This window comes from Variovorax sp. Varisp41 (genome assembly GCF_047325085.1).
Classification (GTDB): Bacteria; Pseudomonadota; Gammaproteobacteria; order Burkholderiales; family Burkholderiaceae_C; genus Variovorax.
The window spans coordinates 3,882,280-3,908,153 of the sequence record NZ_CP168540.1 but is presented as its reverse complement, the minus strand read 5'-3'; the positions used below and the strand labels follow the sequence as shown (position 1 = coordinate 3,908,153).

General features: G+C 71.4%; 24 protein-coding genes and 1 tRNA gene. 15 read left to right on the top strand and 10 right to left on the bottom strand.

The genetic code is table 11. The annotated features are described in order from the left end of the window. Positions 1–16: 16 nt before the first annotated feature. The 5 genes from ACEN9J_RS17960 to ACEN9J_RS17940 all read left to right on the top strand — a co-directional run bounded on the left by ACEN9J_RS17960 (position 17) and on the right by ACEN9J_RS17940 (position 6,758). A complete protein-coding gene (locus ACEN9J_RS17960) occupies positions 17–727 on the top strand; it encodes a phosphatase PAP2 family protein (RefSeq protein WP_413761688.1) in 711 nt (236 codons plus the stop codon). Positions 728–815: 88 nt separating this feature from the next. Then, the gene (locus tag ACEN9J_RS17955; RefSeq protein ID WP_413761687.1) at positions 816–1,361 is read left to right on the top strand and encodes a DUF3617 domain-containing protein; all 546 of its coding nucleotides are present in this window, start codon (positions 816–818) and stop codon (positions 1,359–1,361) included. 98 nt (positions 1,362–1,459) lie between these two features. Beyond that, positions 1,460–2,506, top strand: a complete 1,047-nt coding sequence (locus tag ACEN9J_RS17950) for a ligase-associated DNA damage response exonuclease (protein WP_413761686.1) — start codon at positions 1,460–1,462, stop codon at positions 2,504–2,506. Next, complete coding sequence (locus ACEN9J_RS17945) at positions 2,503–4,158, top strand: ATP-dependent DNA ligase (protein WP_057593966.1); 1,656 nt, start codon at positions 2,503–2,505, stop codon at positions 4,156–4,158. Before ACEN9J_RS17950 ends, ACEN9J_RS17945 begins: the two co-directional genes overlap by 4 nt. Beyond that, on the top strand, positions 4,155–6,758 hold the full coding sequence (locus ACEN9J_RS17940; protein ID WP_413761685.1) for a ligase-associated DNA damage response DEXH box helicase: 2,604 nt from the start codon (positions 4,155–4,157) through the stop codon (positions 6,756–6,758). The genes ACEN9J_RS17945 and ACEN9J_RS17940 overlap by 4 nt, the downstream gene beginning before the upstream one ends. Before the next feature lie 4 nt (positions 6,759–6,762). Here ACEN9J_RS17940 and trxC read toward each other — a convergent pair whose 3' ends face one another. Then, positions 6,763–7,212 carry a thioredoxin TrxC gene (gene trxC / locus ACEN9J_RS17935; RefSeq protein ID WP_057593964.1) on the bottom strand — a complete coding sequence of 150 codons (450 nt, stop codon included), beginning with the start codon at positions 7,210–7,212 and terminating at the stop codon, positions 6,763–6,765. Positions 7,213–7,289: 77 nt separating this feature from the next. Here trxC and pdeM point away from each other — a divergent pair, with 77 nt between their 5' ends. Further along, positions 7,290–7,985, top strand: coding sequence for a ligase-associated DNA damage response endonuclease PdeM (gene pdeM / locus ACEN9J_RS17930; RefSeq protein ID WP_413761684.1), 696 nt, complete (start codon positions 7,290–7,292; stop codon positions 7,983–7,985). A 9-nt stretch (positions 7,986–7,994) separates the two neighbouring features. Here pdeM and ACEN9J_RS17925 read toward each other — a convergent pair whose 3' ends face one another. Genes ACEN9J_RS17925 through ACEN9J_RS17915 form a run of 3 tightly spaced genes read right to left on the bottom strand, consistent with a single transcriptional unit; the run spans position 7,995 to position 10,054 of the window. Next, a complete protein-coding gene (locus tag ACEN9J_RS17925; RefSeq protein WP_261215502.1) occupies positions 7,995–8,513 on the bottom strand; it encodes a TPM domain-containing protein in 519 nt (172 codons plus the stop codon). Between the two features lie 2 nt (positions 8,514–8,515). Continuing rightward, positions 8,516–9,439, bottom strand: a complete 924-nt coding sequence (locus ACEN9J_RS17920) for a TPM domain-containing protein (RefSeq protein ID WP_413761683.1) — start codon at positions 9,437–9,439, stop codon at positions 8,516–8,518. A gap of 15 nt (positions 9,440–9,454) precedes the next feature. After that, complete coding sequence (locus ACEN9J_RS17915) at positions 9,455–10,054, bottom strand: LemA family protein (RefSeq protein ID WP_395349219.1); 600 nt, start codon at positions 10,052–10,054, stop codon at positions 9,455–9,457. A 47-nt stretch (positions 10,055–10,101) separates the two neighbouring features. Between ACEN9J_RS17915 and ACEN9J_RS17910 the strand changes: the two genes are divergently transcribed. The 4 genes from ACEN9J_RS17910 (at position 10,102) to ACEN9J_RS17895 (ending at position 13,069) form a co-directional block, all read left to right on the top strand. Then, complete coding sequence (locus ACEN9J_RS17910; RefSeq protein ID WP_413761682.1) at positions 10,102–10,887, top strand: hypothetical protein; 786 nt, start codon at positions 10,102–10,104, stop codon at positions 10,885–10,887. A gap of 70 nt (positions 10,888–10,957) precedes the next feature. After that, the gene (locus ACEN9J_RS17905) at positions 10,958–11,410 is read left to right on the top strand and encodes a YybH family protein (RefSeq protein WP_057593960.1); all 453 of its coding nucleotides are present in this window, start codon (positions 10,958–10,960) and stop codon (positions 11,408–11,410) included. 26 nt (positions 11,411–11,436) lie between these two features. Next, positions 11,437–12,528: a YheT family hydrolase gene (locus ACEN9J_RS17900; protein ID WP_413761681.1), complete on the top strand. Its 1,092-nt coding sequence runs from the start codon at positions 11,437–11,439 to the stop codon at positions 12,526–12,528. Between the two features lie 4 nt (positions 12,529–12,532). Then, on the top strand, positions 12,533–13,069 hold the full coding sequence (locus ACEN9J_RS17895; protein WP_057593958.1) for a DUF2946 family protein: 537 nt from the start codon (positions 12,533–12,535) through the stop codon (positions 13,067–13,069). Between the two features lie 101 nt (positions 13,070–13,170). On the opposite strand, the gene ACEN9J_RS17890 is transcribed toward ACEN9J_RS17895, so the two are convergent. The 4 genes from ACEN9J_RS17890 to ACEN9J_RS17875 all read right to left on the bottom strand — a co-directional run bounded on the left by ACEN9J_RS17890 (position 13,171) and on the right by ACEN9J_RS17875 (position 19,961). After that, the gene (locus tag ACEN9J_RS17890; RefSeq protein WP_057593957.1) at positions 13,171–13,833 is read right to left on the bottom strand and encodes a c-type cytochrome; all 663 of its coding nucleotides are present in this window, start codon (positions 13,831–13,833) and stop codon (positions 13,171–13,173) included. 139 nt (positions 13,834–13,972) lie between these two features. Further along, positions 13,973–15,499 carry an efflux transporter outer membrane subunit gene (locus ACEN9J_RS17885; RefSeq protein WP_296739136.1) on the bottom strand — a complete coding sequence of 509 codons (1,527 nt, stop codon included), beginning with the start codon at positions 15,497–15,499 and terminating at the stop codon, positions 13,973–13,975. Further along, the gene (locus tag ACEN9J_RS17880; RefSeq protein WP_057593956.1) at positions 15,486–18,653 is read right to left on the bottom strand and encodes an efflux RND transporter permease subunit; all 3,168 of its coding nucleotides are present in this window, start codon (positions 18,651–18,653) and stop codon (positions 15,486–15,488) included. Before ACEN9J_RS17880 ends, ACEN9J_RS17885 begins: the two co-directional genes overlap by 14 nt. A gap of 18 nt (positions 18,654–18,671) precedes the next feature. After that, entirely contained in the window at positions 18,672–19,961 is a 1,290-nt protein-coding gene (locus ACEN9J_RS17875; protein WP_057593955.1) for an efflux RND transporter periplasmic adaptor subunit, read from the bottom strand. A gap of 178 nt (positions 19,962–20,139) precedes the next feature. Here ACEN9J_RS17875 and ACEN9J_RS17870 point away from each other — a divergent pair, with 178 nt between their 5' ends. After that, entirely contained in the window at positions 20,140–20,811 is a 672-nt protein-coding gene (locus tag ACEN9J_RS17870) for a TetR family transcriptional regulator (RefSeq protein ID WP_057593954.1), read from the top strand. 42 nt (positions 20,812–20,853) lie between these two features. Beyond that, positions 20,854–20,928 (top strand) — tRNA-Arg (locus ACEN9J_RS17865). A 79-nt stretch (positions 20,929–21,007) separates the two neighbouring features. Here ACEN9J_RS17865 and ACEN9J_RS17860 read toward each other — a convergent pair. Then, a complete protein-coding gene (locus ACEN9J_RS17860; RefSeq protein WP_413761680.1) occupies positions 21,008–21,670 on the bottom strand; it encodes an SGNH/GDSL hydrolase family protein in 663 nt (220 codons plus the stop codon). A gap of 256 nt (positions 21,671–21,926) precedes the next feature. Here ACEN9J_RS17860 and baeS point away from each other — a divergent pair, with 256 nt between their 5' ends. Further along, positions 21,927–23,312 (top strand): sensor histidine kinase efflux regulator BaeS, encoded by a 1,386-nt coding sequence (gene baeS, locus ACEN9J_RS17855; RefSeq protein ID WP_057597900.1) that lies wholly within the window; start codon positions 21,927–21,929, stop codon positions 23,310–23,312. 61 nt (positions 23,313–23,373) lie between these two features. Further along, positions 23,374–24,081 carry a response regulator gene (locus ACEN9J_RS17850; RefSeq protein WP_057597899.1) on the top strand — a complete coding sequence of 236 codons (708 nt, stop codon included), beginning with the start codon at positions 23,374–23,376 and terminating at the stop codon, positions 24,079–24,081. Here ACEN9J_RS17850 and ACEN9J_RS17845 read toward each other — a convergent pair. After that, positions 24,063–24,848, bottom strand: coding sequence for an AraC family transcriptional regulator (locus tag ACEN9J_RS17845; protein ID WP_261215465.1), 786 nt, complete (start codon positions 24,846–24,848; stop codon positions 24,063–24,065). The genes ACEN9J_RS17850 and ACEN9J_RS17845 overlap by 19 nt on opposite strands. 112 nt (positions 24,849–24,960) lie before the next feature. Between ACEN9J_RS17845 and ACEN9J_RS17840 the strand changes: the two genes are divergently transcribed. Next, positions 24,961–25,785, top strand: a complete 825-nt coding sequence (locus ACEN9J_RS17840; RefSeq protein ID WP_261215463.1) for a sulfite exporter TauE/SafE family protein — start codon at positions 24,961–24,963, stop codon at positions 25,783–25,785. The last annotated feature ends 89 nt before the right edge of the window (positions 25,786–25,874 follow it).

Below are 25,874 nucleotides of genomic sequence, written 5' to 3'. Positions count from 1 at the left end.
ATCGCCTCCGGCGCCCATGACCTCCTTTCCCGACTCCAAGCCCGTCGCCACGCCGACCTCCTGGGCACGCGCCCTGGGCCGCCGCGCGCTCGCGCTGTGGCCGCTCAAGCTGATCGGCAACACCCTCGCCACCATCGGCTTCTTCCCGCTGTACTTCTGGGTCATGCGGCATTCGGGCGAGGCCTGGGTGCTGCCGCTCACGCCGATCGACCGGCTCGTCGCCTTCTGGCCCGCGCTGCTGCCGGTGTACCTGTCGCTATGGCTCTACATCGCGCTGCCGGTGCTGTTCTCGCGCGACCGGCGCGAGCTCACGGCGTTCTCGCTGGCCTGCGCGCTGATGACGACCATCGCGCTCGTCGTGTTCTGGTGCCTGCCGACGGCGATTCCCAACTTCACGATCGACACCAGTCCCGGCACCACGCTGCACTTCCTCAAGACCAAGGACTCGGCGGGCAATGCCTTTCCCTCGCTGCATGTCTCGTTCTCGGTGTTCGCCTGCGTGGTGCTCGCGCGCCAGCTGCGCAGCGTGGGCGCGCCCGCCTGGCTGCGCGGCCTCAACCTCGCGTGGGCCGCGGGCATCGTCTACTCGACCATGGCGGTGCGCCAGCACGTGCTGATCGACGTGGGCGGCGGCTTCGTGCTGGGCGTGGTGTTCGGGCTGGCCACGCGCGTGCGCGCGGCGGCGAGCGGCACGAGCGGCATCGCCGGGGCCGGCCGCGCGGCGTAGACCGATCGCGGTATTCCGCGCCGCGGGGGCGCCCTGTACAAACCGGGGCATCGTCGAGCCTTCGACACGCCGCGCCCGGAGCCGCCCCATGAAGACCCTTCCCCTCGTCCTGGCCTTCCTCGCCGCCTGCGCCGCGGTGCTGCCCTGCACCGTGCTCGCCGGGCCCGCGGTGGCGATCGACTATCCGGCGCGCAAGCCCGGCCTGTGGGAGATGCGCAGCGACGACGGCAGCGGCGCGAAGGAGGGCAGCCACACCATGCAGCAGTGCATCGACGCGGCCACCGACAAGGCCCTGCGCGAGATGGGCCAGGGCATGGGCCGCAGCCTGTGCTCGAAGCAGGACCTGCGCGCCGAGGGCGGCAAGCTGGTGATCGACTCGGTCTGCAAGATCGGCAGCACCACCGCCACCTCGCGCGCCGTGATGAGCGGCGACTTCGGCTCCGCCTACCGCGTGGAGAGCAAGTCGAGCTACAGCCCGCCGCTGATGGGCCGCAGCGAAGGCATGGCCGTCGTCGAGGCGAAGTGGGTCGGCCCCTGCAAGGCCGGCCAGAAGCCCGGCGACATGGTGATGGCCAACGGCATGAAGATGAACGTGCTCGAGATGACGGCCGCGCGCCGCGGCAAGCAACCCTGAGCACCCGGGACAGGCGCGCCGGGTAGGCGCCGGCCCACGGCGCCTCGCGGCATCCGGGCCGAGGCGTCGCGGGCCGCGAGCGCCTACGATGGCATGCCATGCCCGCGCAGGAAGAAGATCTCGTCGTCGCGCGCCCCGAGGGCCTGTACTGCCCGCCGGGCGATTTCTACATCGACCCCTGGCGGCCGGTCGCGCGCGCCGTCATCACGCACGCGCACTCCGACCATGCGCGCACCGGCCACGGCCACTACCTCGCCCACACCGACAGCGCCGGCACCTTGCGCGCGCGCCTGGGCGCCGACATCCCGCTGCAGACGCTGCCCTACGGCGCGGCGATCGAGCACCGCGGCGTGCGCGTGTCGCTGCATCCGGCCGGCCATGTGCTGGGCTCGGCGCAGGTGCGGCTCGAACACGGCGGCCGCGTCTGGGTGGCCTCGGGCGACTACAAGACCGAACCCGACGGCACCTGCGCGCCCTTCGAGCCGGTGCCCTGCGACACCTTCATCACCGAGTCCACCTTCGGCCTGCCGATCTATCGCTGGCCCTCGCAGGCGCAGCTCATCGCGGAGATCGACGCCTGGTGGCGCGCCAATGCCGAGGCCGGCCGCGCCTCGGTGCTGTTCTGCTATGCCTTCGGCAAGGCGCAGCGCATCCTGCACGGCGTCGACGCCTCGATCGGTCCGATCGTCGTGCACGGCGCGGTCGAGCCGCTCAATGCCGTCTACCGCGCCGCCGGCGTGGCGCTGCCGGCCACCTTGCGCGTCACCGATCCCGGCGTCGACGCGGCGCTGCTGAAGCGCGCGCTGGTGCTGGCGCCGCCCTCGGCGCAGGGCACGCCGTGGATGAAACGCTTCGGCACCTATGCCGATGCCTTCGCGAGTGGCTGGATGCAGTTGCGCGGCACGCGGCGCCGGCGCGGCGTCGATCGCGGCTTCGTGATGTCGGACCATGCGGACTGGCCCGGGCTGCAGCAGGCGATCGCGGGCACGGGCGCCGAGCGCGTGTTCGTCACCCATGGCAGCGTGCAGGTGATGGTGCGCTGGCTGTCGGAGAACGGGCTCGACGCGCAGGGCTTCAAGACCGAGTACGGCGACGAGGACGACCAGGAAGCGCCGCCGCCCGCCGGGGAGGCGGCGCCGGCATGAAGGACTTCGCCGCGCTCTACCGCGAGCTCGATGCCAGCACCTCGAGCCTCGCCAAGCAGGCCGCGCTGCAGCGCTATCTGCGCGCGGCCGACCCGGCCGATGCCGCCTGGGCCGTCTACTTCCTCGCGGGCGGCAAGCCGCGCCAGCTGGTCCCGACCAAGCTGCTGCGCCTGCTCGCGCAGGAGGCCGCGGGCCTGCCCGAGTGGCTGTTCGACGAGAGCTACGAGGCCGTCGGCGACCTCGCGGAGACCATCGCGCTGCTGCTGCCGCCGCCGAGCGAAACGCACGAGCTCGGGCTCGCGGCCTGGGTCGAGCAGCACCTGCTGCCGCTGCGCGAGGCCGCGAAGGCGGCGCCCGAGGAACTGGCCGACAGGCTGCGCGCGCAATGGCGCCGGCTCGCGGCCGAGGAGCGGCTGGTCTACTTCAAGCTCATCACCGGCGCCTTCCGCGTCGGCGTGTCGAAGCTGCAGGTCACGCAGGCGCTCGCGGCCGTGGGCGGCATCGATGCCAAGCGCGTCGCGCAGCGGCTCATGGGCTACACCCACATCGGCGCGCGGCCGCGGGCCGGCGACTACGGCACGCTGATCGCGCCCGAATCGGACGCCGAGCAGGTCCAGAAGACCAGCGGGCAGCCCTATCCCTTCTTCCTCGCGCATCCGTTCAACCTGCCGCTCGAGCAGTTCGATGCGGCGCTGGGGCCGCCTTCGGACTGGATCGTCGAGTGGAAGTGGGACGGCATCCGCGCGCAGCTCGTGAAGCGCGCGGGCGTGGCGTGGCTGTGGTCGCGCGGCGAGGAATTGGTGACCGAGCGCTTCCCCGAGCTCGCGGCGCTCGGCGAGGCGCTGCCCGACGGCACGGTGGTCGACGGCGAGATCGCCGTGTGGCGCGACGGCCGGGTGCAGCCTTTCGCCGAGCTGCAGAAGCGCATCGGCCGCAAGACGCTGGGCGCGAAGCTGCTGCGCGAGATCCCGGTGGTGCTGCTGGCCTACGACCTGCTCGAGTGGGAGGGCCGCGACCTGCGCGCGCTGCCGCAGGCCGAGCGCCGCGTGCTGCTCGACGAGCTGGTCGCGGGCCTCGCGCATCCGCTGCTGCTGCCGAGCCCGATGCTCGAGGGCGCCGACTGGGCCGATCTCGCGCGCCAGCGCGAGGCGGCGCGCAGCATGGGCGTCGAAGGGATGATGCTCAAGCGCCGCAGCGCGCAGTACGGCGTGGGCCGCACCAAGGACGTGGGCGTGTGGTGGAAGTGGAAGATCGATCCGCTGAGCATCGACGCGGTGCTGGTCTATGCGCAACGCGGCCATGGCCGCCGCGCCAGCCTCTACAGCGACTACACCTTCGCCGTGTGGGACGGTCCGCCCGAACAGGCCGAGCGCAAGCTCGTGCCCTTCGCCAAGGCCTACTCGGGCCTCACCGATGCCGAGATGGCGCGCGTCGACGCGGTCATCCGCAAGACCACCATCGAGAGCTTCGGGCCGGTGAAGAGCGTCAAGCCCACGCTGGTGTTCGAACTCGGCTTCGAGGGCATCGCGCGCAGCGCGCGCCACAAGAGCGGCATCGCGGTGCGCTTTCCGCGCATGCTGCGCTGGCGCGAGGACAAGCCGGTCCAAGAGGCCGACACCCTGCAGACGCTGGCCGCGCTGCTGCCGTCATGAACCAGGCGGTCAAGGCGGCGCTCGACGCCTGGTTCGCCGCGCGCGGCTGGAAGCCCTTCAAGTTCCAGCGCGAGGTCTGGAAGGCCGTGGCGCAGGGCCGCTCGGGCCTGCTGCATGCGACCACCGGCGCGGGCAAGACCTATGCCGTGTGGCTCGGCGCGCTGCTGGCCCATGCGCAGGCCGCGCGGCCGCGCAAGGAAGGCGCGCGGCCGGCACCGGCGCCGCCGCTCACCGTGCTGTGGCTCACGCCGATGCGCGCGCTCGCGGCCGACACCCTGCGCGCGCTCCAGCAGCCGCTGGAGGCGCTCGGTGCCGGCGTGCAGCCCTGGAGCGCGGGCGCGCGCAGCGGCGACACCTCCTCGGCCGAGCGCAGCGCGCAGAACACGCGCCTGCCCACGGTGCTGGTCACCACGCCCGAGAGCCTGTCGCTGCTGCTCGCGCGCGCCGATGCCGGCGAGGTGCTGGGCACCGTGAAGATGGTGGTGGTCGACGAGTGGCACGAGCTGCTCGGCAACAAGCGCGGCGTGCAGGTGCAGCTCGCGCTCGCGCGGCTTCGTCGCTGGAACGCGGGGCTCGCGGTCTGGGGCATGTCGGCCACGCTCGGCAACCTGCACGAGGCGATGCATGCGCTGCTGGGCCACGGCGACGGCGTGCTGGTGCAGGGCCAGGTGCCGAAGAAGCTGGTCATTGATTCGCTGCTGCCGGGCCGCGCCGAGCGCTTTCCCTGGGGCGGCCACCTGGGCCTCACGATGCTGCCGCAGGTGCTCGAGGAGATCGCGGCCAGCAGCACCACGCTGGTCTTCACCAACACGCGCTCGCAGTCGGAGATCTGGTACCAGGCGATGCTCGAGGCGCGGCCCGAATGGGCCGGCACCATCGCGCTGCACCACGGCTCGCTCGACCGCGAGGTGCGCGAGTGGGTCGAGCTGGGCCTCAAGAGCGGCGAGCTCAAGGCCGTGGTCTGCACCTCGAGCCTGGACCTCGGCGTCGACTTCCTGCCGGTGGAGCGCGTGTTGCAGATCGGCTCGCCCAAGGGCGTGGCGCGGCTGCTGCAGCGCGCGGGCCGCTCGGGCCATGCGCCGGGCCGGCCCTCGCGCATCACGCTGGTGCCCACGCACAGCATCGAGATGGTCGAGGGCGCGGCGGCGCGCGCCGCGATCGCCGAGGGCCACATCGAGGCGCGCCATTCGCCCGACCAGCCGCTCGACGTGCTGGTGCAGCACCTCGTGACCGTGGCGCTCGGCGGCGGCTTCGTGCCCGACGATCTCTACGAGGAGGTGCGCGGCACGGCCGCCTATGCCGGCCTCACGCGCGCGCACTGGGCCTGGTGCCTGGACTTCGTCGCGCAAGGCGGCGCCTCGCTCGCGGCCTATCCCGACTACAGGCGCGTGGTGCCCGATGCGCAAGGCGTGTGGCGCGTGCCCGATGCGCGGCTCGCGCGGCGCCACCGCATGAACATCGGCACCATCGTGAGCGACGCGAGCATGGCGGTGCAGTACCTCGGCGGCGCGAAGATCGGCAGCGTGGAGGAGGGCTTCGTCGCGCGCATGAAGCCCGGCGACTGCTTCCTGTTCGGCGGCCGGTTGCTCGAGCTGGTGCGCATCCACGACATGACGGCCTGGGTGCGGCGCGCCAGCGGCCAGCGGCCCGCGGTGCCGCGCTGGAATGGCGGGCGCATGCCGCTGTCGAACACGCTGGCCGACGCGGTGGTGCAGCAGCTCGCGCTGGCCGACCAGGGCCGGTGGGAGTCGCCCGAGCTGCGCTGCGTGCGGCCGCTGCTCGAGCTGCAGCAGCAGTGGTCGGCATTGCCCACGCCGCGAACGCTGCTGGCCGAGACGCTGAAGACGCGCGAGGGCTGGCACCTGTTCCTCTATCCCTTCGCGGGCCGCCATGTGCACCTGGGGCTCGCGAGCCTGCTGGCCTGGCGCGTGGCGCAGCACGAGGCGCGCACCTTCTCGATCGCGGTCAACGACTACGGCTTCGAGCTGCTGAGCGCGAGCGAGGTCGACTGGCCCGCGCGGCTGCCCGAGGTGCTCGGCATGCCGGCGGGCGACGCGGCACAGGCGCACGAGGCGCTGCTGCACGAGGTGCTGGCCTCGCTCAACGCGGGAGAGCTCGCGCAGCGGCGCTTTCGCGAGATCGCGCGCGTGTCGGGGCTGATCTTCCAGGGCTATCCGGGCGAGAAGCGCAGCAGCCGGCAACTGCAGGCCTCGTCCTCGCTGTTCTGGGAGGTGTTCCGCAAGTACGACCCCGACAACGCGCTGCTCGCGCAGGCCGAGCGCGAGCTGCTGTCGCAGGAGCTCGAGATCGGCCGCCTCGCCGCCAGCCTCGCGCGCATGGGAACGCAGCAGCTGGTGCTGCGCGCGCTCGAGCGGCCGACGCCGTTCTCGTTTCCGCTGATGGTCGAGCTGTTCCGCGAGAAGCTGTCGAACGAGAACGTGGCCGACCGCATCGCGCGCATGGTCGAGCAGCTCGAGAAGGCGGCCGGCGGTGTCGTGACCGCGGGCGGCGCGGAGCGGGTGCGCGGCTCGCTGGCCTTCGGGCAGGAGGGCGCCGCCCGACCGCCGGCGCCGCGGCGCGAACGCCGGCGGCGGCCTTGACGCTTCAGCCGGCGCCGTGGGCCCTGGCCCAGCGCACGATGTCGGCCGCGCCCATCGCGCCGGCCTGCCGCGCGACCTCGCGGCCGCCCTTGAACAGCGCCAGGGTCGGAATGCTGCGGATGTTGAAGCGCGCGGCCAGCGCGGGCACGGCCTCGGTGTCGACCTTGGCGACGCGCACGCGCGGCTCGAGCTGCGCCGCGGCCTGCTCGTAGGCCGGTGCCATCTGGCGGCACGGGCCGCACCACGGGGCCCAGAAGTCGACCAGCACCGGGATCTCGTTGCGCGCGATGTGGCGGTCGAAGCTCGCCACGTCGGGCAGCGCGGCCGAGTGGGCGCCGAACAGCGGCTTGTGGCAGTTGCCGCAGTCGGGCGCGCTGGCCAGTTGGGCCTCGCGCACCCGGTTGGTGGTGTGGCAGTGCGGGCAGACGATGTGCAGCGTGGGCGATTCGGTCATCCGGCAAAGCTAGGGGCGGGGCGAGCGAATTGCAAGTCGGACGCGGCCGCACGGTGCTTTTGCGACACTGGCCGGCGATGCGTTCCCTTCCGTCTTCTTCCACCTCCATGCCGCTGTCGCTCCAATGGGCGGGCGAAATGGTGCAGCTGCTGCCCGAGCGCGCGCTCTGGTGGCCGGCCGGGCGGGCGCTGTTCGTCGCCGACCTGCACCTGGGCAAGGCCGCCACCTTCCGCGCGCTGGGCCTGCCGGTGCCGGGCGGCACCACGCTCGAGAACCTCGCGCGGCTCGATGTGCTGATCGCGCGCCATGCGCCCGAGCGCCTGGTGTTCCTCGGCGACTTCCTGCATGCGGCGCCCGCGCGCACGGTGCTGCCCGTGGTGCGGGAATGGCGCGAGCAGCATGCGGCGCTCGCGATGACGCTGGTGCGCGGCAACCACGACAGCCGCGCGGGCGATCCGCCGCCCGCGCTTCGCATCGAGGTGGTCGACGAGCCCTGGCTGCTCGGCCCCTTCGCCTGCTGCCACCATCCGCAGGCGCATCCCACGCACTTCGCGCTCGCGGGCCATCTGCATCCGGCGCGCCGGCTGCATGGGCCGGGGCGCGACAGCGTGCGGCTGCCGTGCTTCGTGCACGAGGAAGGACAAGGACAAGGTCAGGCCGTGCTGCCCGCCTTCGGCGAGTTCACGGGTGGCTGGACCATGGAGTCGGCGCCGGGTCGGCGCTTCTATGCGGTGGGTGGATCGACCGTGTGGGCGTTGCCCGCGGTCGATTGACGAACCGGTTCAGAGCACAACGGGTTCGTCGGGCAGCTCGTTGCGGTCGGGTTCGTCGTCGCGCAGCGGGAAGTGCTCGACCAGCAGCGCCGACATCTCCTCGAGCGCCTGCGTGAGCCCGTCCTCGAAGCGGCCTTCGCGAAAGGCCGCGCCCATGCGCAGCGCCATCGCGCGCCAGTCGTCGTCGCTCACCCGTGCATCGATGCCGCGGTCGGCCACGATCTCGATCGCGTGCTCGGCCAAGAGCAGGTAGATCAGCACGCCGTTGTTGTGCTCGGTGTCCCACACGCGCAGCTTGCCGAACAGCGTGACCGCGCGCTGCCGTGCAGGCGCCTCGCGGCGCAGGTAGGACATCGGCAGGCCGGCCTCGATGCAGATGCGGATCTCGCCGCTGTGGCGCCGCTCGCTCGCGCCCACGCGCGCGGCCAGCCGCGCGAGCGCGTCGGCCGGCAGCACGCGGCGCACCGCGGCCTCGTCGATCCAGCGATGGCGCCACATGCGGCCAAGCTTGGAGAAAAGGGTTGCCATGCTCACCAGTCTCCCGAGGCGCCGCCGCCGCCGAAATTGCCGCCGCCGCCCGAGCTGAAGCCGCCGCCTCCGCCTCCACTGCGGCCGCCACCGCCCCAGCCGCCACCTCCGCCGCCGCTCCAGCCACCGCCGCCACCCCCGCTGCTCCAGCCGCCACCGCCGAAGCGCGCGAGGCCCGAGGCCAGCGAGACCACGAGCGCGACCATGCCCGCGAGCACCGCGATCACGAGGCTGGTGGTGAGGAAGAACGCGACCACGCCGATGCCGCCGCCCATGACCACCGAGCCCAGGGTCTTGCCGAGGATCGCGCGCACGATCGGCGCGCCGATGAAGACGCCGACGAACAGGAAGATCGCGAGGTTCTCCCAGTCGAAGCCCTGGCTGCCGCGATCGCCGCCGTCGCGCGCGGGCTCGGGCAGCGGCTCGCCGTCGACCAGGCCGATCAGCCGGTCGACCGCCGCGTTGATGCCGCCCGCGAAGTCGCCGTTGCGAAAGCGCGGCTTCATCTCCTCGTCGACGATGCGCGCCGCCGCGAGGTCGGGCACCGCGCCCTCGAGCGCTTTGGCGGGGGCGATGCGCATCCGGCGGTCGTCCTTGGCGACGATCACGAGCAGGCCGTCGCCCACGCCCTTGCGGCCGATCTTCCAGGCATCGCCCACGCGCTGGGTGTAGCTCTCGATGTCCTCGGGCTGCGTGGTCGGCACCATCAGCACCGCGATCTGAGAGCCCTTGCGCTGCTCGAAGGCCGCGAGCTTGGTCTCGAGGCCGGCGCGTTGCGCGGCGTCGAGCGTGCCGGTCTGGTCGATCACGCGCGCCGTGAGCGCGGGCACCGGCAGCGGTGCCTGCGCGAAGGCCGGCAGCGCTGCCCAGCCGAGCGCCACGGCGAGCAGCGCGGCCAGCAGGCGGCGGATCAGGGCTGCGGCCATCGGCGCAGCTTTGCCTTACTTCTTCGGCGCGCCGAAGTCGACCGTCGGCGGCACCGAGATCTGGGCTTCGTTCTGCACCGAGAAGTTGGGCTTGGGCGCGTAGCCGAAGACCTTGGCCGTGAGGTTGGTCGGGAAGCTGCGCGCGAGCACGTTGTACTCCTGCACGCTCTCGATGTAGCGGTTGCGCGCCACGGTGATGCGGTTCTCGGTGCCCTCGAGCGTCACGCGCAGGTCGCGGAACGCCTGGTTGGCCTTGAGGTCGGGGTAGCGCTCCGACACCACCATCAGCCGCGACAGCGCCGAGGAGAGCTCGCCCTGCGCCTGCTGGAACTTGTTGAAGGCCTCGGGGTTGTTGAGCGTCTCGGGCGTGACCTGGATCGAGGTCGCCTTGGCGCGCGCCTCGATCACCTTGGTCAGCGTGTCCTGCTCGAAGGCGGCTTCGCCCTTCACGGTGGCGACGATGTTGGGCACGAGGTCGGCGCGCCGCTGGTACTGGTTGAGCACCTCGCTCCAGGCCGACTTGCTGGCCTCGTCGAGCGACTGGAACTGGTTGTAGCCGCATCCGCTGAGGGACAGGACCGCCGCGAGGATCAGGAGCCAGCGCTTCATCATCATTTGCATTACCTCCACAGAATGGGGCCGAAGTTAGCATAGGTGCTGCTATGTCCCTCGATCCGCTCCAAGCCCTGCGTGGCGCGAACCGCCCGGCGGCGCCCATCCCCAACGCCTCCGCTGCCTTCGGCACGCTGCTCATTGCCGGCGCCACCGGCGCGCTCGGGCAGGAGCTGCTGCACCGGCTCGCGGGCAGCCACCGCCACGCGCATGTGCGCGTGCTGGTGAGCGAGCCCATGCACGACGGGCTGCCCGGCGTCGAGTCCTGCCTGTGCCCGCCGCTGCCCATCGAGCAGTGGCCGCCGACCTCGGCCCAGGCCGCGATCGTGGCCTTCGACGCGCCGCGCCTGTACCACGGCCGCGAGCGCGCGCTGTGGCTGCCCGACCCCGAGCAGCTGCCGGCGCTCGCGCGCTGGCTGCGCGGCTGCGGCGTGCAGACGCTCGTCATCGTGCAGCCGCACGACCAGGGCCGCCTGCCCGAGGCGCTCAAGCGCGGCCTCGCGAACCTCGACGAGCAGGCCGTGGTGGCCTGCGGCTTCGAGCGCCTGCTGATCCTGCGCTCGGCGCGCAAGCCGGCCGCGGCGCAGCGCGCGAGCCGCCCCGAGCGGCTGGCGGCCTGGATGCTGGGAACGCTGAGCTACATGGTGCCCAGCAGCGAGCAGCCGGTGCGGCCCTCGAAGCTGGCCGAGCTGGTCGACCTCGCGCTGCGCATCGCGCCGCCCGGCGTGCACATCGCGGCGCCCGAGGTGGTGTGGCGCGCGGCGCAGCCCGGGGCGATGCAGGCGGTGGCGCGCGAGTGGCTCGGCGCGCCGGCCGAGGCGCCGGACGCTGCCTGAAACCGGCGCCGCGGCCGGGCGAAAGCGCCTGCAGTGGGCGCGTCACGTTGGGCGCGGCAGAATCACGCCCATGCCCAAGTCCCCACTCCGCACCGCCGCGGCCATCGGCGGCACCGCCGACGACATCGAGGCCGCCTTCTACGAGGCGCTGCAGCGCGGCGACATCGACGCGCTGATGGCCTGCTGGGCCGATGAGGACGAGGTGTTCTGCGTCCATCCGGGCGGTCCGCGGCTGGTGGGCACGGCGGCGATCCGCTCGGCGTTCGAGCAGATGTTCGGCAACGGCGCGATCCACGCCACGCCCGCGCACGTGCGCAAGATCGATTCGATCGCGAGCGCGGTCCACAACGTGCTCGAGCGCATCGAGGTGCTCACGGTCGAGGGACCGCGCCATGCCTTCGTGCTGGCGACCAACGTCTATCACAAGACCGCGCAGGGCTGGCGCATGGTGGCGCACCATGCGAGCCCGGGCAGCGCGCGCGAGCCCGACGACGCGAACGAGCTGCCGCAGATGCTGCACTGAGCGCCGGCGTCTTCCTCCTTCGTTCGATGTCCGCGTTCCTTCCTTCTTCCTTTCCCTCCGGCACGCCCGACGCGCCGACGCCGTCCGCGATGGACTACCTGGCGCCACGCTGGCTGCCGGGCGGCAACCTGCAGACGATCTGGGGCGCGCTCTATGCGCGCCGCTTCGAGGGCGCGGCGCCGGTCTACCGGCGCGAGCGCTGGACCGCGCCCGACGACGACTTCGTCGACGTGGACTTCGCCGATGCGCCTGGTTCGCGGGGCGAGTCCGGCGGCCGGCCCCTGCTGGTGCTGTTCCATGGCCTCGAAGGCTCCTCGCGCAGCCACTATGCCGAGGCCTTCGCCGACTTCGCCGCCGCGCGCGGCATGGACTTCGCGGTGCCGCATTTCCGCGGCTGCAGCGGCGAGATGAACCTCGCGCCGCGCGCCTACCACTCGGGCGACTTCGAGGAGATCGGCTGGATCCTGGCGCGCATGCGCGCGAGCCGCAAGGACGGCGCGCCGGTGCTCGCGGCCGGCGTCTCGCTCGGCGGCAACGCGCTGATGCGCTGGGCCGGCGAGGCCGGCGACAGCGCCTCGCGGGTGGTGAGCGCGGTGGCCTCGGTGTGTTCGCCGCTCGATCTCGCGGCCGGCGGCGACGCCATCGGCCGCGGCTTCAACCGGCTGGTCTACACCCGCATGTTCCTCGCGACCATGAAGCCCAAGGCGCTGGCCAAGCTGGCGCAGTTCCCGGGGCTGTTCGATGGCGCCCGGCTCGCGGCCGCGCGCGACCTGCGGACCTTCGACGACGTCTTCACCGCGCCGCTGCACGGCTTCGTCGACGCGGACGACTACTGGCGGCGCGGCTCGGCCAAGCCGCACCTGGGCGCGATCCGCGTGCCGGCGCTGGCGGTGAATGCACGCAACGACCCCTTCATCCCCGCGGCCAGCCTGCCGCGGCCCGGCGAGGTCGGCCGCCACGTCACGCTGTGGCAGCCCGCGCACGGCGGCCACGTGGGCTTTCCGATGGGGCGGCCGCCGGGCCATGTGCGCGGCATGCCCGAGCAGGTCGGGCGCTGGCTCTGCCGCCAGGCCGGCGTGCCGGCCGACGCGGTGCGTGCCGTGCCGCGGGGACAATGAGGCCATGGACGACATCGTCAGACAGGCCCTGGCCAAGTGGCCCCACGTTCCGCACTGCTACGGCTGGCTCGGCCTCGACGCGCGCGGCAACTGGTACATGCGCGACGACCGCACCCAGGCCCAGGGGCCGTTTCCGGCCGCCAAGGGCTCGATGCTGCGGCACGACAAGCTGATCGACTTCATCCACCGCAACTACGAGCACGACGACGAGGGCCAGTGGTTCTTCCAGAACGGGCCGCAGCGCGTCTACGTGGAGCTGGAGGCGGCGCCGCTGGTCTGGCGCATCGCCGAGACCGGCTTCGCGGTGACGGCGCACACGGGGCAGGCCGTCGAGGTCACGGGCTGCCTGCTCGACGAGCACGGGCATCTCTATCTGTCGGCTGATCTCGGGCTGGGACTGGTCCACACCCAGGACGTGGGTCTCGCGGCCGATGCGATCGAGCAGGGGCTGTGGACGCCCGAGACGGTAACGGCGGCGGAGCTGCCGGCGCGCTTCGGGCATGTGCTGAGCCCGGCCGAACGCCATGCCACGCAAGCCTGAATTGCTATCTAAAGCGTAGCAAGCGAACGCAAAAAAGCCGGCGCGAAGCCGGCTTTTTGCTGGGCGGACGCGGCGCGCGGGCCGCGATCCTCTGCGAAGAACTATTTGCTGGCGCTGGCCGCCGGAGCGGCAGGCGCCGCGCCAGACGCCGCGGGGGCCGCGCCCGAAGCCGCGGGTGCCGCGGCCGCCGAAGCGCCATCGGCCGGGGCTGCCGCCGCCGGACGGTCGGGCACCGGGAACTTGGCGCCGCCGGCATTGGCCATGTAGACCACGGCACGGCCGATCTCAAGGTCTTCGAAGTCGCCGCCACCCTGGGCAGGCATCGCGCCCTTGCCCTTGAGCGCATGCTCGAGCAGCGTGGCGTAGCCCTGGCCGATGCGCGGGCCCCAGGCGGCCGCGTCGTTCAGGTGCGGTGCGCCGGGAATGCCGGGCGCGCCGTGGCAGGTCACGCACTGGGCCTTGAACACCGCTTCGCCGGCCGCCAGCGGGCGGTTGGCATCGCGGATCTCGATCGCGCCGATCTTCTTCAGGCGATCGGCCACCTCGCGGTCGCGCGCCTCCTTGGTGACGCCGTAGAGCGCCATGTTGTCGCCCTCGGCGGTACCGGCCGGCTTGTTGCCGGACACCACGTAGGCCACGAGGCCCACGATGATGAAGATGGGTGCGAGGAAGGAGAAAAAGACCGCCAGCAGCAGTTGCTTGGGATTCTTGATCGGACCGGTGTGGGCTTCTTCGGTGGCCTGGTAATGCGGGTCTGCGCTCATGGCGTCCTCAAAATCGGGGGCTCGTCGGGGGGCGTTTTTCGAATCAACCGACGATTATAGAGAGGCCCATAGCCGCAAGGCGAAGGGCCGGTCGCATGAGCGTGCGCGGATTTGCGCGCAAACAACCTTCGAAGCGGGTTCAGCCCTTGCGGCGGATGACGACGGCGGGCGGCGTCGAGGCCGCGCCGGTCGTGGCCGCGGGGGCCGCGCCACCGCTCGCGCCGCTGGTCGCGGTGCCGGCCGCGGCCGCATCGCGCGAGGCCCAGCCGCCGCCCAGCGTCTTGTACAGCGTGACCTGGTTCTGCAGCAGTTGCAGCTGCGTGGTCACGGCCGACTGCTGCGCCGTGAACAGCGAGCGCTGTGCGTCGAGCAGGTCGAGCGCGCTGGCCACGCCGTTGCGGTAGCGCAGGTCCGAGAGCTTGAAGCGCACCGCCTCGGCATCGGCCTGCGCGCGCTGCGCGCGTGCCTGCTCGCCGAAGGTGGCGCGGCCCGCGAGCGCGTCGGCCACTTCGCGGAACGCCGTCTGGATCGACTTCTCGTACTGCGCCACCGCGATCTCGCGCCCGGCCTTGGCCGAGTCGAGACCCGCGATGTTGCGGCCCGCGTCGAAGATCGGCAGCGTGACCGTGGGCGCGAAGCTCCAGGCCTTGGTGCCGCGGTCGAACAGGTTCGAGAACTCGCTGCTCGCGGTGCCGATCGAGGTGGTCAGCGAGACGCGCGGGAAGAAGTTCGCGCGCGCCGCGCCGATGTTGGCGTTGGCGCCGATCAGCTGCTGCTCGGCCGCGCGGATGTCGGGCCGCTCGGCCAGCAGGTCGGAGGGCAGGCCCGCGGGCACGTCGGGGATCGGGCGGATGCCGCCCAGGCCCTTGGCGCCCGCGAAGGCGCTGGCCGGCACCGGCGCGCCCAGCAGCAGCGCGAGCGCGTTCTCGTCCTGCTGGCGCGTGCGCAGCTGCTGCGCATAGGCGGCGCGCGCGGTCTCGGCCAGCGAGTTGGCGGCCTGGAAGTCGAGCTCGGACGACACGCCGTTGTCGAAGCGCAGCTTGGTCAGCCGCACCGATTCCTCGCGCGTGCTCAAGGTCTGGCGCGTGATCTCGAGCAGTTCGTCGTCGGCCAGCACCGTGAGCCAGCCGTTGGCGACCGCGGCGATCAGGCTGATCTGCGCGGCCTTGCGCGTTTCGTCGGTCGCGAGGTACTGCGCCAGCGCCTGGTCCTTCAGCGCGCGGATGCGGCCGAAGAAGTCGATCTCCCAGGCGGTGATGCCGAGGTTGACCGAGTACTGCGACGTCACGCTGCCCTGGCTGCTGTCGATCGCCTGGTACGGGTTGGGGCTCGAGCGCGAGCCGTTGCCCGACAGGCCCAGCGCGGGGAACAGGTCCGCGCGCTGGATCTGGAACTGCGCGCGCGCCTGCTCGATGTTGAGCACCGAGACGCGCAGGTCGCGGTTGTTGGCCAGCGCGGTCTGGATCAGGCCCGCGAGGCGCGGATCGGTGAAGAAGTCCTGCCACGGGATCGACGAGGCGGCCGGCCCGGCCGGCTGCGCCGGATCGCCCGGGTAGGTGGTGGGCACCGGCGCCGCGGGGCGCTCGTAGGTCGGGATCAGCGAGCAGCCGGCCAGCAGCAGCGCGGCCGCCAGCGCGGTGGGAATCAGTTTGTTATTGAGGTTCATGTTTTTCCTCCGTGATGCCGGCGGCTTGCGCATGCCGCTTGTTGGCTTCGCGCTGGCGCTCGCTGCCCTTGAACAGCGTGCGCACCACCACGAAGAAGACCGGCACGAAGATCACCGCGAGCAGGGTGCCCGTCACCATGCCGCCGAGCACGCCGGTGCCGATCGCGCGCTGGCTCGCCGAGCCGGCACCCGAGGCCGTGAACAGCGGCACCACGCCGAGGCCGAAGGCCAGCGAGGTCATGATGATCGGCCGGAACCGCAGGTGCGCGGCCTCGAGCGCCGACTCGATCACGCCGCGGCCCTGCGCCTGCAGGTCCTTGGCGAACTCGATGATCAGGATCGCGTTCTTCGCCGACAGGCCGATGATCGTGATCAGGCCCACCTGGAAGTACACGTCGTTCGAGTACGAACGCAGCAGCGTCGCGAGCAGCACGCCGATCACGCCGAGCGGCACCACCAGGATCACCGACAGCGGGATCGACCAGCTCTCGTACAGCGCGGCCAGGCAGAGGAACACCGCCAGGATCGCGAAGCCGTAGAGGATCATGGCCTGCGAGCCGGCGAGTTTTTCCTCGCGCGACTGGCCGGTCCACTCGAAGCCGAAGCCTTGCGGCAGCTGCGCGGCGAGCTTTTCCATCTCGGCCATCGCGGCACCGGTGCTGTAGCCGGCCGCCGCGTCGCCGCTGATGCGCATCGCGGGATAGCCGTTGTAGCGCACCGTCTGCGTCGCGCCGTTGACCCACTTGGTGGTCGCGAACGCGCCCAGCGGCACCGGCTGGCCCTGCGTGTTGGTGGCATTGAGCTTGAGCATGTCCTCCGGCTGCATCCGCGCCGGCGCATCGGCCTGCACCACCACGCGCTGCAGGCGGCCGCGGTTCGGGAAGTCGTTGATGTAGCTCGAACCCAGCGCGGTCGACAGCGCGCCATTGATCGCGTCGAAGGTCACGCCCAGGGCGTTGGCCTTGTCGCGGTCGATGTCGATCTGCAACTGCGGTGCGTCTTCCAGGCCGTCGGGACGGACCTGCGACAGGATCTTGCTCTGCGAGGCCATGCCCAGCAGCTGGTTGCGTGCGTTGACCAGTGCCTCGTGGCCCGCGCCCGCGCGGTCCTGCAGCCGGAAGCTGAAGCCGCTGGCGTTGCCCAGTTCGGGAATCGGCGGCGGGCTCAGCGGATAGATGAAGGCGTCGCGGATGCCCGAGAGCGCGCCGAAGGCACGGCCGGCGAGCGCGCTGGCCGAGTTGCCCGGGTCCTTGCGCTCGTCCCAGTCCTTGAGCGTCACGAAGGCGAGGCCCGCGTTCTGTCCCTGGCCCGAGAAGCTGAAGCCCATCACGCTCACGATGCTCTGCACTTCGGGCTGCTTCATGATGAAGCCCTCGACCTGCTGCATCACCGACAGCGAACGTTCCTGCGTCGCGCCCGGGGGCAGCTGCACGTTCACGATGATGTTGCCCTGGTCTTCCTGCGGCAGGAACGAGCTCGGCAGATGGGTGTAGAAGTACACCACCGCGCCGATGATCGCCGCGTAGATGATCAGGTAGCGCGCGGCGCGGCGCAGGATGCGCGCGACGATGCCTTCATAGCCCTTGGCGGTGCGCGAGAAGCCGCGGTTGAACCAGCCGAAGAAGCCGCGCTTCTCGTGGTGGTGGCCGGCTTCCACCGGCTTGAGCAGCGTGGCGCACAGCGCCGGCGTGAGCGACAGCGCCATGAAGGCCGAGAAGCCGATCGAGGCCACCATCACCGCCGAGAACTGGCGGTAGATGTTGCCGGTCGAACCCGCGAAGAAAGCCAGCGGCACGAACACCGAGATCAGCACCACGGTCACGCCGATGATGGCGCCCGAGATCTGCTGCATCGCCTTGCGCGTGGCCTCCAGCGGCGAGAGCCCTTCCTCGCTCATGATGCGCTCGACGTTCTCCACCACCACGATCGCATCGTCCACCACGATGCCGATCACCAGCACCATGCCGAACATGGTCAGCACGTTGATCGAGAAGCCTAGAGCGAGCAGGGTGGCGAAGGTACCGAGCAGCGCGATCGGCACCACGATGGTCGGGATGATCGTGTAGCGCCAGTTCTGCAGGAACAGGAACATCACGAGGAACACCAGCGCGATGGCTTCGAACAGGGTCTTCACCACCTCGGTGATCGAGATCTGCACGAAGCGCGAGCTGTCGTAGGGGATGTCCCATTTCACGCCCTTGGGGAAGTAGCGCTCGAGCTCGCCCATCTTCGCGCGGATGGCCTTGGCCGACTTCAGCGCGTTGCCGGTCGGCGTGGGCTGCACGCCGACGCCCACCGCGGGCACGCCGTTCAGGCGCGCCGAGGTGGCATAGCTCTGGCCGCCGAGCTCGACGCGCGCCACGTCCTTCAGGCGCACGGTCGAGCCGTCGGTGTTGGCGCGCAGCACGATCTCGCGGAACTGCTCGACGCTGGTGAGCTGGCCGTTGACCGTCACCGTGGCGGCGATGGCCTGGCCCGGCACGTTCGGCAGGTCGCCGAGCGTGCCCGAGGACACCTGGGCGTTCTGCGCGCGGATCGCGTTGTTGACGTCGGCCGGCGACAGGTTGAAGCCCTGCAGCTTGGCCGGATCGATCCAGATGCGCATCGCGTTCTCGGAGCCGAACAGCTGCACCTGGCCCACGCCGGCGATGCGCTGCAGTTCCGGCACGATGTTGCGCGCGGCATAGTCGCCGAGCGCCACCGGGTCGACGTCGGGGTTGTCCGACGAGAGCATCGCGAACAGCAGGAAGTTGTCGCGCGACTTGTCGACGCGCACGCCCTGCTGCGTCACCGCCGAGGGCAGCCGCGGCGTGGCGCGCGAGAGCCGGTTCTGCACGTCGACCTGCGCGAGGTCTTCATTGGTGCCGGGCTCGAAGCTGATGGTGATCGCACCGGTACCGTCGGCCTGCGCCACCGATTCCATGTAGATCAGGCCGGGCGAGCCGTTCATTTCGCGCTCGATCACGGACAGCACGCTGTCCTCGAGCGTCTGGGCCGAGGCGCCCGGATAGGCCACGTTGATCACGATGGCGGGCGGCGCCACCGGCGGGTACTGGGCGATCGGCAACTGCGTGATGGACACGCCGCCGAGCACGAGGATGAACAGCGCGATCACCCACGCGAAGATGGGTCGATCGATGAAGAATTTGGCCATTGCGGGCGCGCTCCTTGATTACTTCTTCTCGGCCGGAGCCGAGGCTGCCTTCTGGGGGGCGGGTGCCGCGCCAGAGGCTGCCGGCGCGGCGGCGGGCGCCGCACCGTTGGGATTCGGTTTCGTCCACGGGACCGCCTTCACGGGCGTGCCCGGCGGCATCATCTGCAGGCGCTGGAAGCCGTCGACCATCACCTGTTCGCCGGCCTTCAGGCCTTCGAGCACCACCCACTGGTTGTCCTTGGCGGCGCTGATCTTCACCGTGCGCTGGCTCAGCTTGCCGTCGGCGCCCACCACCGTGAGGTGGTCACCCTGCTGGGTGCGCGTGACCGCCTGCTGGGGCACCGTGATCGCGTTGCTGGCCTGCGCCTGCTCGAGCTTCACGCGCACGTACAGGCCCGGCAGCAGTTCGCCCTTGGGGTTGGGGATCTCGGCACGCAGCGTGACCTGGCCGGTGGTGGCGTCGACCGTGAGGTCGGAGAACAGCAGCTTGCCGTCCTGGCCGTACTCGGTGCCGTCCTCGAGCACCAGCCGGATGCTGGCGGCGTCCTCGCCGCCGGCGCGCTTGTACTGGCCCGCGGCGACCGCGCGGCGCAGCTTCAGCACGTCGGAGGCCGACTGCGTGAAGTTCACGTACAGCGGATTGATCTGCTGCACCACGGCCAGCTCGGTGGCATCGCCCTGGCCGACCAGCGCGCCCTCGGTGACCAGCGCGCGGCCGATGCGGCCCGCGATCGGCGAGGTCACGTCGGCGTAGCCCTGGTTGATCTTCGCGGTCTGCAGCGCGGCGCGGCTGGCGGCCACGTCGGCCTCGGCGGTCTTCTGCGAAGCCACCGCGTTGACGTATTCCTGCTTGCTCACCGCATTGGCCTCGACCAGCGGCTTGTAGCGGTCGGCCAGTGCCTTGGCCTGCGCGGCATTGGCTTCGGAGCGGGCCAGCGCGGCCTGCGCGTTCTGCGTGGCGGCCACCAGCGGTGCCGGATCGATGCGGAACAGCAGCTGGCCGGCCTTCACGTCGCTGCCTTCGCGGAACTCGCGCTTGAGCAGGATGCCGGCGGCGCGGGCGCGCACCTGGGCGACGCGCGAAGCCTCGAGGCGGCCCGGCAGTTCGGTCACCAGGCCGACGTCGGTCGGGGTCGCGACGATCACGCCCACTTCGGGGGCGGGATGGGCGCCGCCACCGCCGCCCGCGCCGGCACCGGCGGGGGCATCGCTCTTCGAACAACCCGCGATGACCAGCAACACGACGGCAGCCACGGTCGCGAGGCGCGGCGAAAGAAACGATGGGCGCGAAACATGCAGGAGAGGCATGCGATTCCTTTGAAGCGAAGACGGGAGACGGCGATTTCTGCGGCCGCGCCGGAAAGCCAGCACGGCCAGGTGGGCCATCGGGAAGGGCGACAGTTTACATACATTCATGGATGTATAGTGACATCCACGCAATGGCCCCACGATATGCAAAGGGCGTTGCCTTTACAAATCAGGAGACTTGGTGGCACGTCGTACGAAGGAAGAAGCACTGGCGACGCGGAATCGACTGCTCGATGCCGCGGAACTGCTGTTTCAGGCGCAAGGGGTCTCCCAGACCACGCTGCAGCAGATCGCGCAGCAGGCCGGGGCGACGCGGGGCGCCATCTATTGGCACTTCAAGGACAAGGCCGATCTTTTCAACGCGATGATGGAGCGGGTCATCCTCCCGCTCGAGGCACCGCCGAAGGCCGCGGCCGTCGGCCACGACGACCCGCTGGCCGAGATCGAGGAGGGCATGGTGCATGCGCTGACCCTCATGACCACCGACCCGCAGGTGCGCCGCGTGTTCGACGTGGCGACCCACAAGGTCGAATACACCCACGACATGGCCTCGGTGCAGCAGCGGCATCTCGATGCGCGCAATGCCTGCGTGGGCGATTTCGAGAAGGCCCTGCGGCTGGCCGCGCGCCGCGCCCGCATCAGGCTGCCGGTGCCCGGCAGCGTGGCGGCGCAGGGGCTGCATGCGCTGATCAGCGGACTGATCCAGAACTGGCTGCTCGATCCCGCGGCCTTCGACCTCGTGCCCACGGGCCGGCGCACCTTCCGGGTGTATCTCGCGGGCCTCGGTTTCGCGCGGCAGACGGGGGCGAATGGCGCGGCCGCGCACGAAGCCGAAACGGCGGCCGCCTGATAGGCGATAATGCGAGGCTCCGGTTCGACCGGAAACCCATTTCTCGCTGTATTTCAACGGATAGAATTCGGCCCTCCGAAGGCTGAGATCCAGGTTCGATTCCTGGCGGCGGGACCAGATACACGGCAAAAAGGCCGGAAGCTCCAAGGGGCTTCCGGCCTTTTTCATTGGGAATGCGGCCCGATCGATGGCTGCTTCAGACCCGGCAGTCGGGCGCCAGCCGGTCGAGCGTCTGCACGATGCGCATCGACAGCCGCTGCGAATAGGCGCCGGCCGGATGCAGGATGTCGGCCATCTCGGCGGTCCTGAATTCTTCCGCGCCCCAGTCCGCGAAGCCCGCGCCGGTCTCCAGCGCCACCTTGCGGATGGCCGCGTCGTACTGGTCGCGGCCCGGCACCGGGATGCGCTGGCGCGACAGCCCCGTGACGATCACGACCCGGCCTTCGCGCACCGCGGTGGCGATCATGCTGCGCAACGGCGCCTCCACCGGCAGCGAGAGCGCCGCGTCGTTGAGGCCGTGGGCGATGACGACGAAGCGCGCGGCGCGCTTCTCGTTCGCGAAGCCCGCCGCGCGCGCGGTGGCCGTCTCGCCGTTGGCGCTGCGGTCGTCGACCGTGTAGCGCGGCCGCAGCCGCTTGAGGGCCGCCGCCGGCGGCTCGGCCAGCCGCAGGTTGCCGCCATAGCCGCCGTGCAGGATCGAGTCGCCATAGAGGACCACGCTGCAATGGGAGGCCGCGGCCGTGGCGGCAGGGAGCGCGGCGGCTGCCGCCGCTGGAGCGGCTGGGGCGGCCGCCGTCGGGGGCGGCGGCACGGGCGCGCGCGGGGTGTCGGGCTTCAAGAGGCCGCAGGCCGCGAGCATGCCAATGCACAGGAAGGCGATGACGCTTCGCGGCGCGCGCGAAGCTTCGCGCGCACCGCGATGCGCTGCTTGAAACGGGGGCCTGGGGCGGGCGGGGAGTCGGGTTCCGTGAGCCCCGATCTTGCGAGCGCAATGTGGAGCAACTGTGAAGATCGTACCGCCGGCATGGCCTTCCTTGCTTTTGCGGGCCGCGGCGCAGCCAATGGTCCCGGACCCGCCACGGGCGCCGCCGCGCGCGGCATCATCGGCACTCATCATGAGAATCGGCATCCGGACCAAGCTCTTCTTCTTCGTGCTGGTGGCCTGCGCCGCCGTGGTGGTGGTTCAGGCCAGCGCCATGCGCTTCGTGTTCGCGCGCGGCTTCCTCGGCTACCTCAACCAGCAGGGCCGTGCGCATGTCCAGGAGATGGTGCCGCGCGTGGCCGCGGCCTATGCGGCGCACGGCGACTGGCAGTTCCTGCGGCAGGACTTCCGCAACTGGATGGAGCTGGTGCTGCCGATCGCGCGCGAGCCCGGCGTGGATCCGGCGCCGCAGCTCGCCTCGTCCGACCAGACCGGCGCCCTCGCGCGCATCGGCCTGCTCGATGCGCAACTGCGCCGCGTGGTGGGCAATCCCTCGGTCGGGCCGGACTCGATCCGGCTGCCGGTGTCGGTCGACGGGCGCATCGTCGGCTGGGTGGCGATGGTTCCCTTCGAGGACGTGCTGCCCAAGGACGACGCGCGCTTCCTCGAGCGGCAGTTCAAGGCGCTGACGCTGATCGGCCTGGGCTCGATCGCGGTGGCGGCGCTGCTGACCTTCGTGCTGTCGCGCGCGCTGCTGCGGCGGGTGCGCGGCATGGCCGGCGCCACGCAGCGGCTGGCGGCCGGCGACTACGCCTCGCGCATCGAGGTCGGCTCGAACGACGAGCTCGGCCATCTCGCGAAGGACTTCAACCGCATGGCGCAGACGCTGGAGCACACCGAGCGCGCGCGCCGCACCTTCATGGCCGACATCTCGCACGAACTGCGCACGCCGCTGGCGGTGCTGCGCGCCGAGCTCGAGGCGATCCAGGACGGTATCCGTCCGACCACCGCGCAGTCGGTCGATGCAATGCACGCCGAGGTCGGCCGCCTGGGCAAGCTGGTCGACGACCTGCACGACCTCTCGCTGACCGACATCGGCGCGATGACCTACCGGCGCACGCCGATCGACGTCGCCACGGTGTTGCGCACGGCGGTCGGCGGCATGCAGGGCCGGCTCGAGGCCGAGGGCCTCGAGCTGCGCGTGCATGTCGCGCCGTCGCCGCTGTCCATCAGTGGCGACGAGCGGCGGCTGCAGCAGCTGATCGCGAACCTGCTCGAGAACTCGCTGCGCTACACCGATCGCGGCGGCGTGGTGCAGCTGCGCGCCGATCGTCACGAGAGCGGCGTGCGCATCGTGGTCGAGGACAGCGCGCCCGGCGTGCCGCTCGACAAGCTCGAGAAGCTGTTCGAGCGCTTCTACCGCGTCGAGGGATCGCGCAACCGCGCCAGCGGCGGTAGCGGGCTGGGCCTGGCGATCTGCCGCAACATCGTCGAGGCGCACGAGGGCCGCATCCAGGCCCAGGCCTCGCCGTTCGGCGGGCTGCGCATCGTCATCGACCTGCCGGGGATCGATGCATGAGCGCCGCGCCGGGCCGCCCCAGGCAAGCTCGCACCGCAGTGCGAAGCACGAAGGTCTTTCAATGAGCACCGGCCTTCCGGCCCAGGGCCATGTGCTCGTCGTCGAGGACGAGCCGCGGCTGGCGGCCGTGCTCGGCGACTACCTCGCGGCGGCCGGCTACACGCACCACTGGGTCGCCGACGGCAACGCGGCGCTGCCGGCCTTCCATGCGCAGCGGCCCGACCTCGTGCTGCTCGACCTGATGCTGCCCGGGCGCGACGGCGTCGAGATCTGCCGCGACCTGCGGCGCATCGGCACGGTGCCGGTGATCATGGTGACCGCGCGCGTCGAGGAGGTCGACCGCCTGCTGGGTCTGGAGATCGGCGCCGACGACTACGTGTGCAAGCCCTTCAGCCCGCGCGAGGTGGTGGCGCGCGTGGGCGCGGTGCTGCGGCGGCATCGCGCCGCGAACGCGAGGCCCTCGGCCGCGCCCTTGCCCGCGCAGGCCGCATTGCTGGTGGTCGATGCCGCGGGCCGTGCCAGCGTGCGCGGCCGCGAACTCGACCTCACGCCGGTCGAATTCCGCCTGCTGGCCGTGCTGCACGGCGCGCTCGGCCGCGCCTTCTCGCGCGACCAGCTGCTCGGCCGCATCTACGACGACCGGCGTGTCGTGACCGACCGCACCATCGACAGCCACATCAAGAACCTGCGCCGCAAGCTCGCCGAGGCCGGCGGTTCGGAGGACTGGATCAAGTCGATCTACAGCGTCGGCTACCGCATGGAGCTCTGAGCGCCGGCATCCGCGAAGTGCGAGGGCGGGCGGCCCAGCGCGCGGCGGAACATGGTCGAGAACGCCGCCGGACTGTCGTAGCCCAGATCGAGCGCCACCGCCGTCACCGTGTCGCCGGACGCCAGTCGCGACAGCGCCAGCAGCACGCAGGCGCGCTGGCGCCACTGGCCGAAGGCCATGCCGGTCTCGCGGCCGAAGCGGCGACTGAAGGTGCGTTCGCTCACGTGCAGCCGCGCGGCCCATTGCGCCGGCGTGGCATGGATGTCGGGCGTGCGCAGGAAGTCCAGGCACAGCGTGGCCAGCGCCGGCTCGCGCGGCAGCGGCAGATGCAGCGGCAGCGCCTCGGCGCGCGCCAGTTCGTGCAGCGCGAGCCGCATCAGCAGGCCGTCTCGGCCCTGGCGTTCGTATTCGGCGGGCACCTCGACGGCCGCCAGCAGCAGCTGGCGCAGCAGCGGCGACACCTCGAGCACCTCGCACTGGCGGCCATGGCGCGGCGCCTCGCGCGGCTCGATGTAGAGGCTGCGCGTGCTCACGCCCAGCATGCGCACGCGGTGCGGCTGGCCCGCCGGTATCCACACGCCGCGCTGCGGCGGCACCACCCAGGCGCCGTCGTCGGTGCCGACCTCCATCACGCCGGTGGCGCCGTAGAGGAACTGCGCGCGCCGATGGCTGTGCGTGGGCAACAGCTGGCCCGGCGGGTAGTCGGTGCCGATCGCGAGCACCGGGCGGGCGATGGCGTCGACGGTATCGATCGGGACGTTGCGCATGGGGGAGGATGGGTTGGCCGGAACGAGAACATCATTGTCCGACTTGCGCGGGCGCGCCGCGGGGTGCCGGCCTATCGTCGAGGCCTGTCTTCGTTCTCCTGGAGTGCCTCTCGTGTGGATCTATCTCCTGCTCGCGGTCTTCGGTGGCCTCGCGGGCGTCACCACCGTGCTGTTCGGTTTCGGTGGCGGCTTCGTCGTGGTGCCGCTGCTCTACCGCGTGCTGCTGCTCGCGCATGGCGAGCACAGCGCCACCGGCCGTGCGGCCATGCACATCGCCGTGGCCACCTCGACCTGCGTGATGATCGCGAGCGCGCTGCTCGCCACGCGGCGCCACCAGCGCGCCGGCACCATCGACTGGCCGCTGATCCGGCCGCTGCTCGGTTTCATCGGGCTCGGCGCCATCGTCGGTGCCGCGGCCGCCGTGCGGGCCGATGGCGAATTCGTGCGGCTGGCCTTCATCGTCTACCTGGGCGTCACCATTCTCGACTGCCTGTTGCGCCCGGGTTTCGTCGTGCGCCGTGCCGCGGCGACGGCAGCCATCGCGCCGCTCTCGCGCGGCATCGCCACCGCGGGCAGCTTCGTCATCGGCCTGATCGCGGCCTTCCTCGGCGTCGGCGGCAGCGTGATGACCGTGCCGCTGATGCGCCGCCGCGGCATCGACATGACGCGCGCCACCGCCATGGCCAATCCGCTGTCGCTGCCCATCGCGCTGGCCGGCACCGCCACCTACATGGCGCTGGCCTGGCGCTCGGGCGCGGCGCTCGAGGGCTGGCACCTCGGCTACGTGGACCTGCCGGCCTTCGCCGCGCTGGTCGCGGGATCGCTGCTGGGCGTGCGCGCCGCCGCCCCGCTGATCGGCCGCCTGCCCGACCGCGTGCATGCCTGGGGCTACCTCGTGCTGCTGGTGGCGGTGCTGCTGGGCATGCTGCTGCGCTGAGCGGTTTCGCCGAACGCGCGCCTCCTTGTCATCGAAGTTCCACAGTTCGCTGCCGGCGGTTGCGGCGCCGCGCCGGGCCTGCCACCATG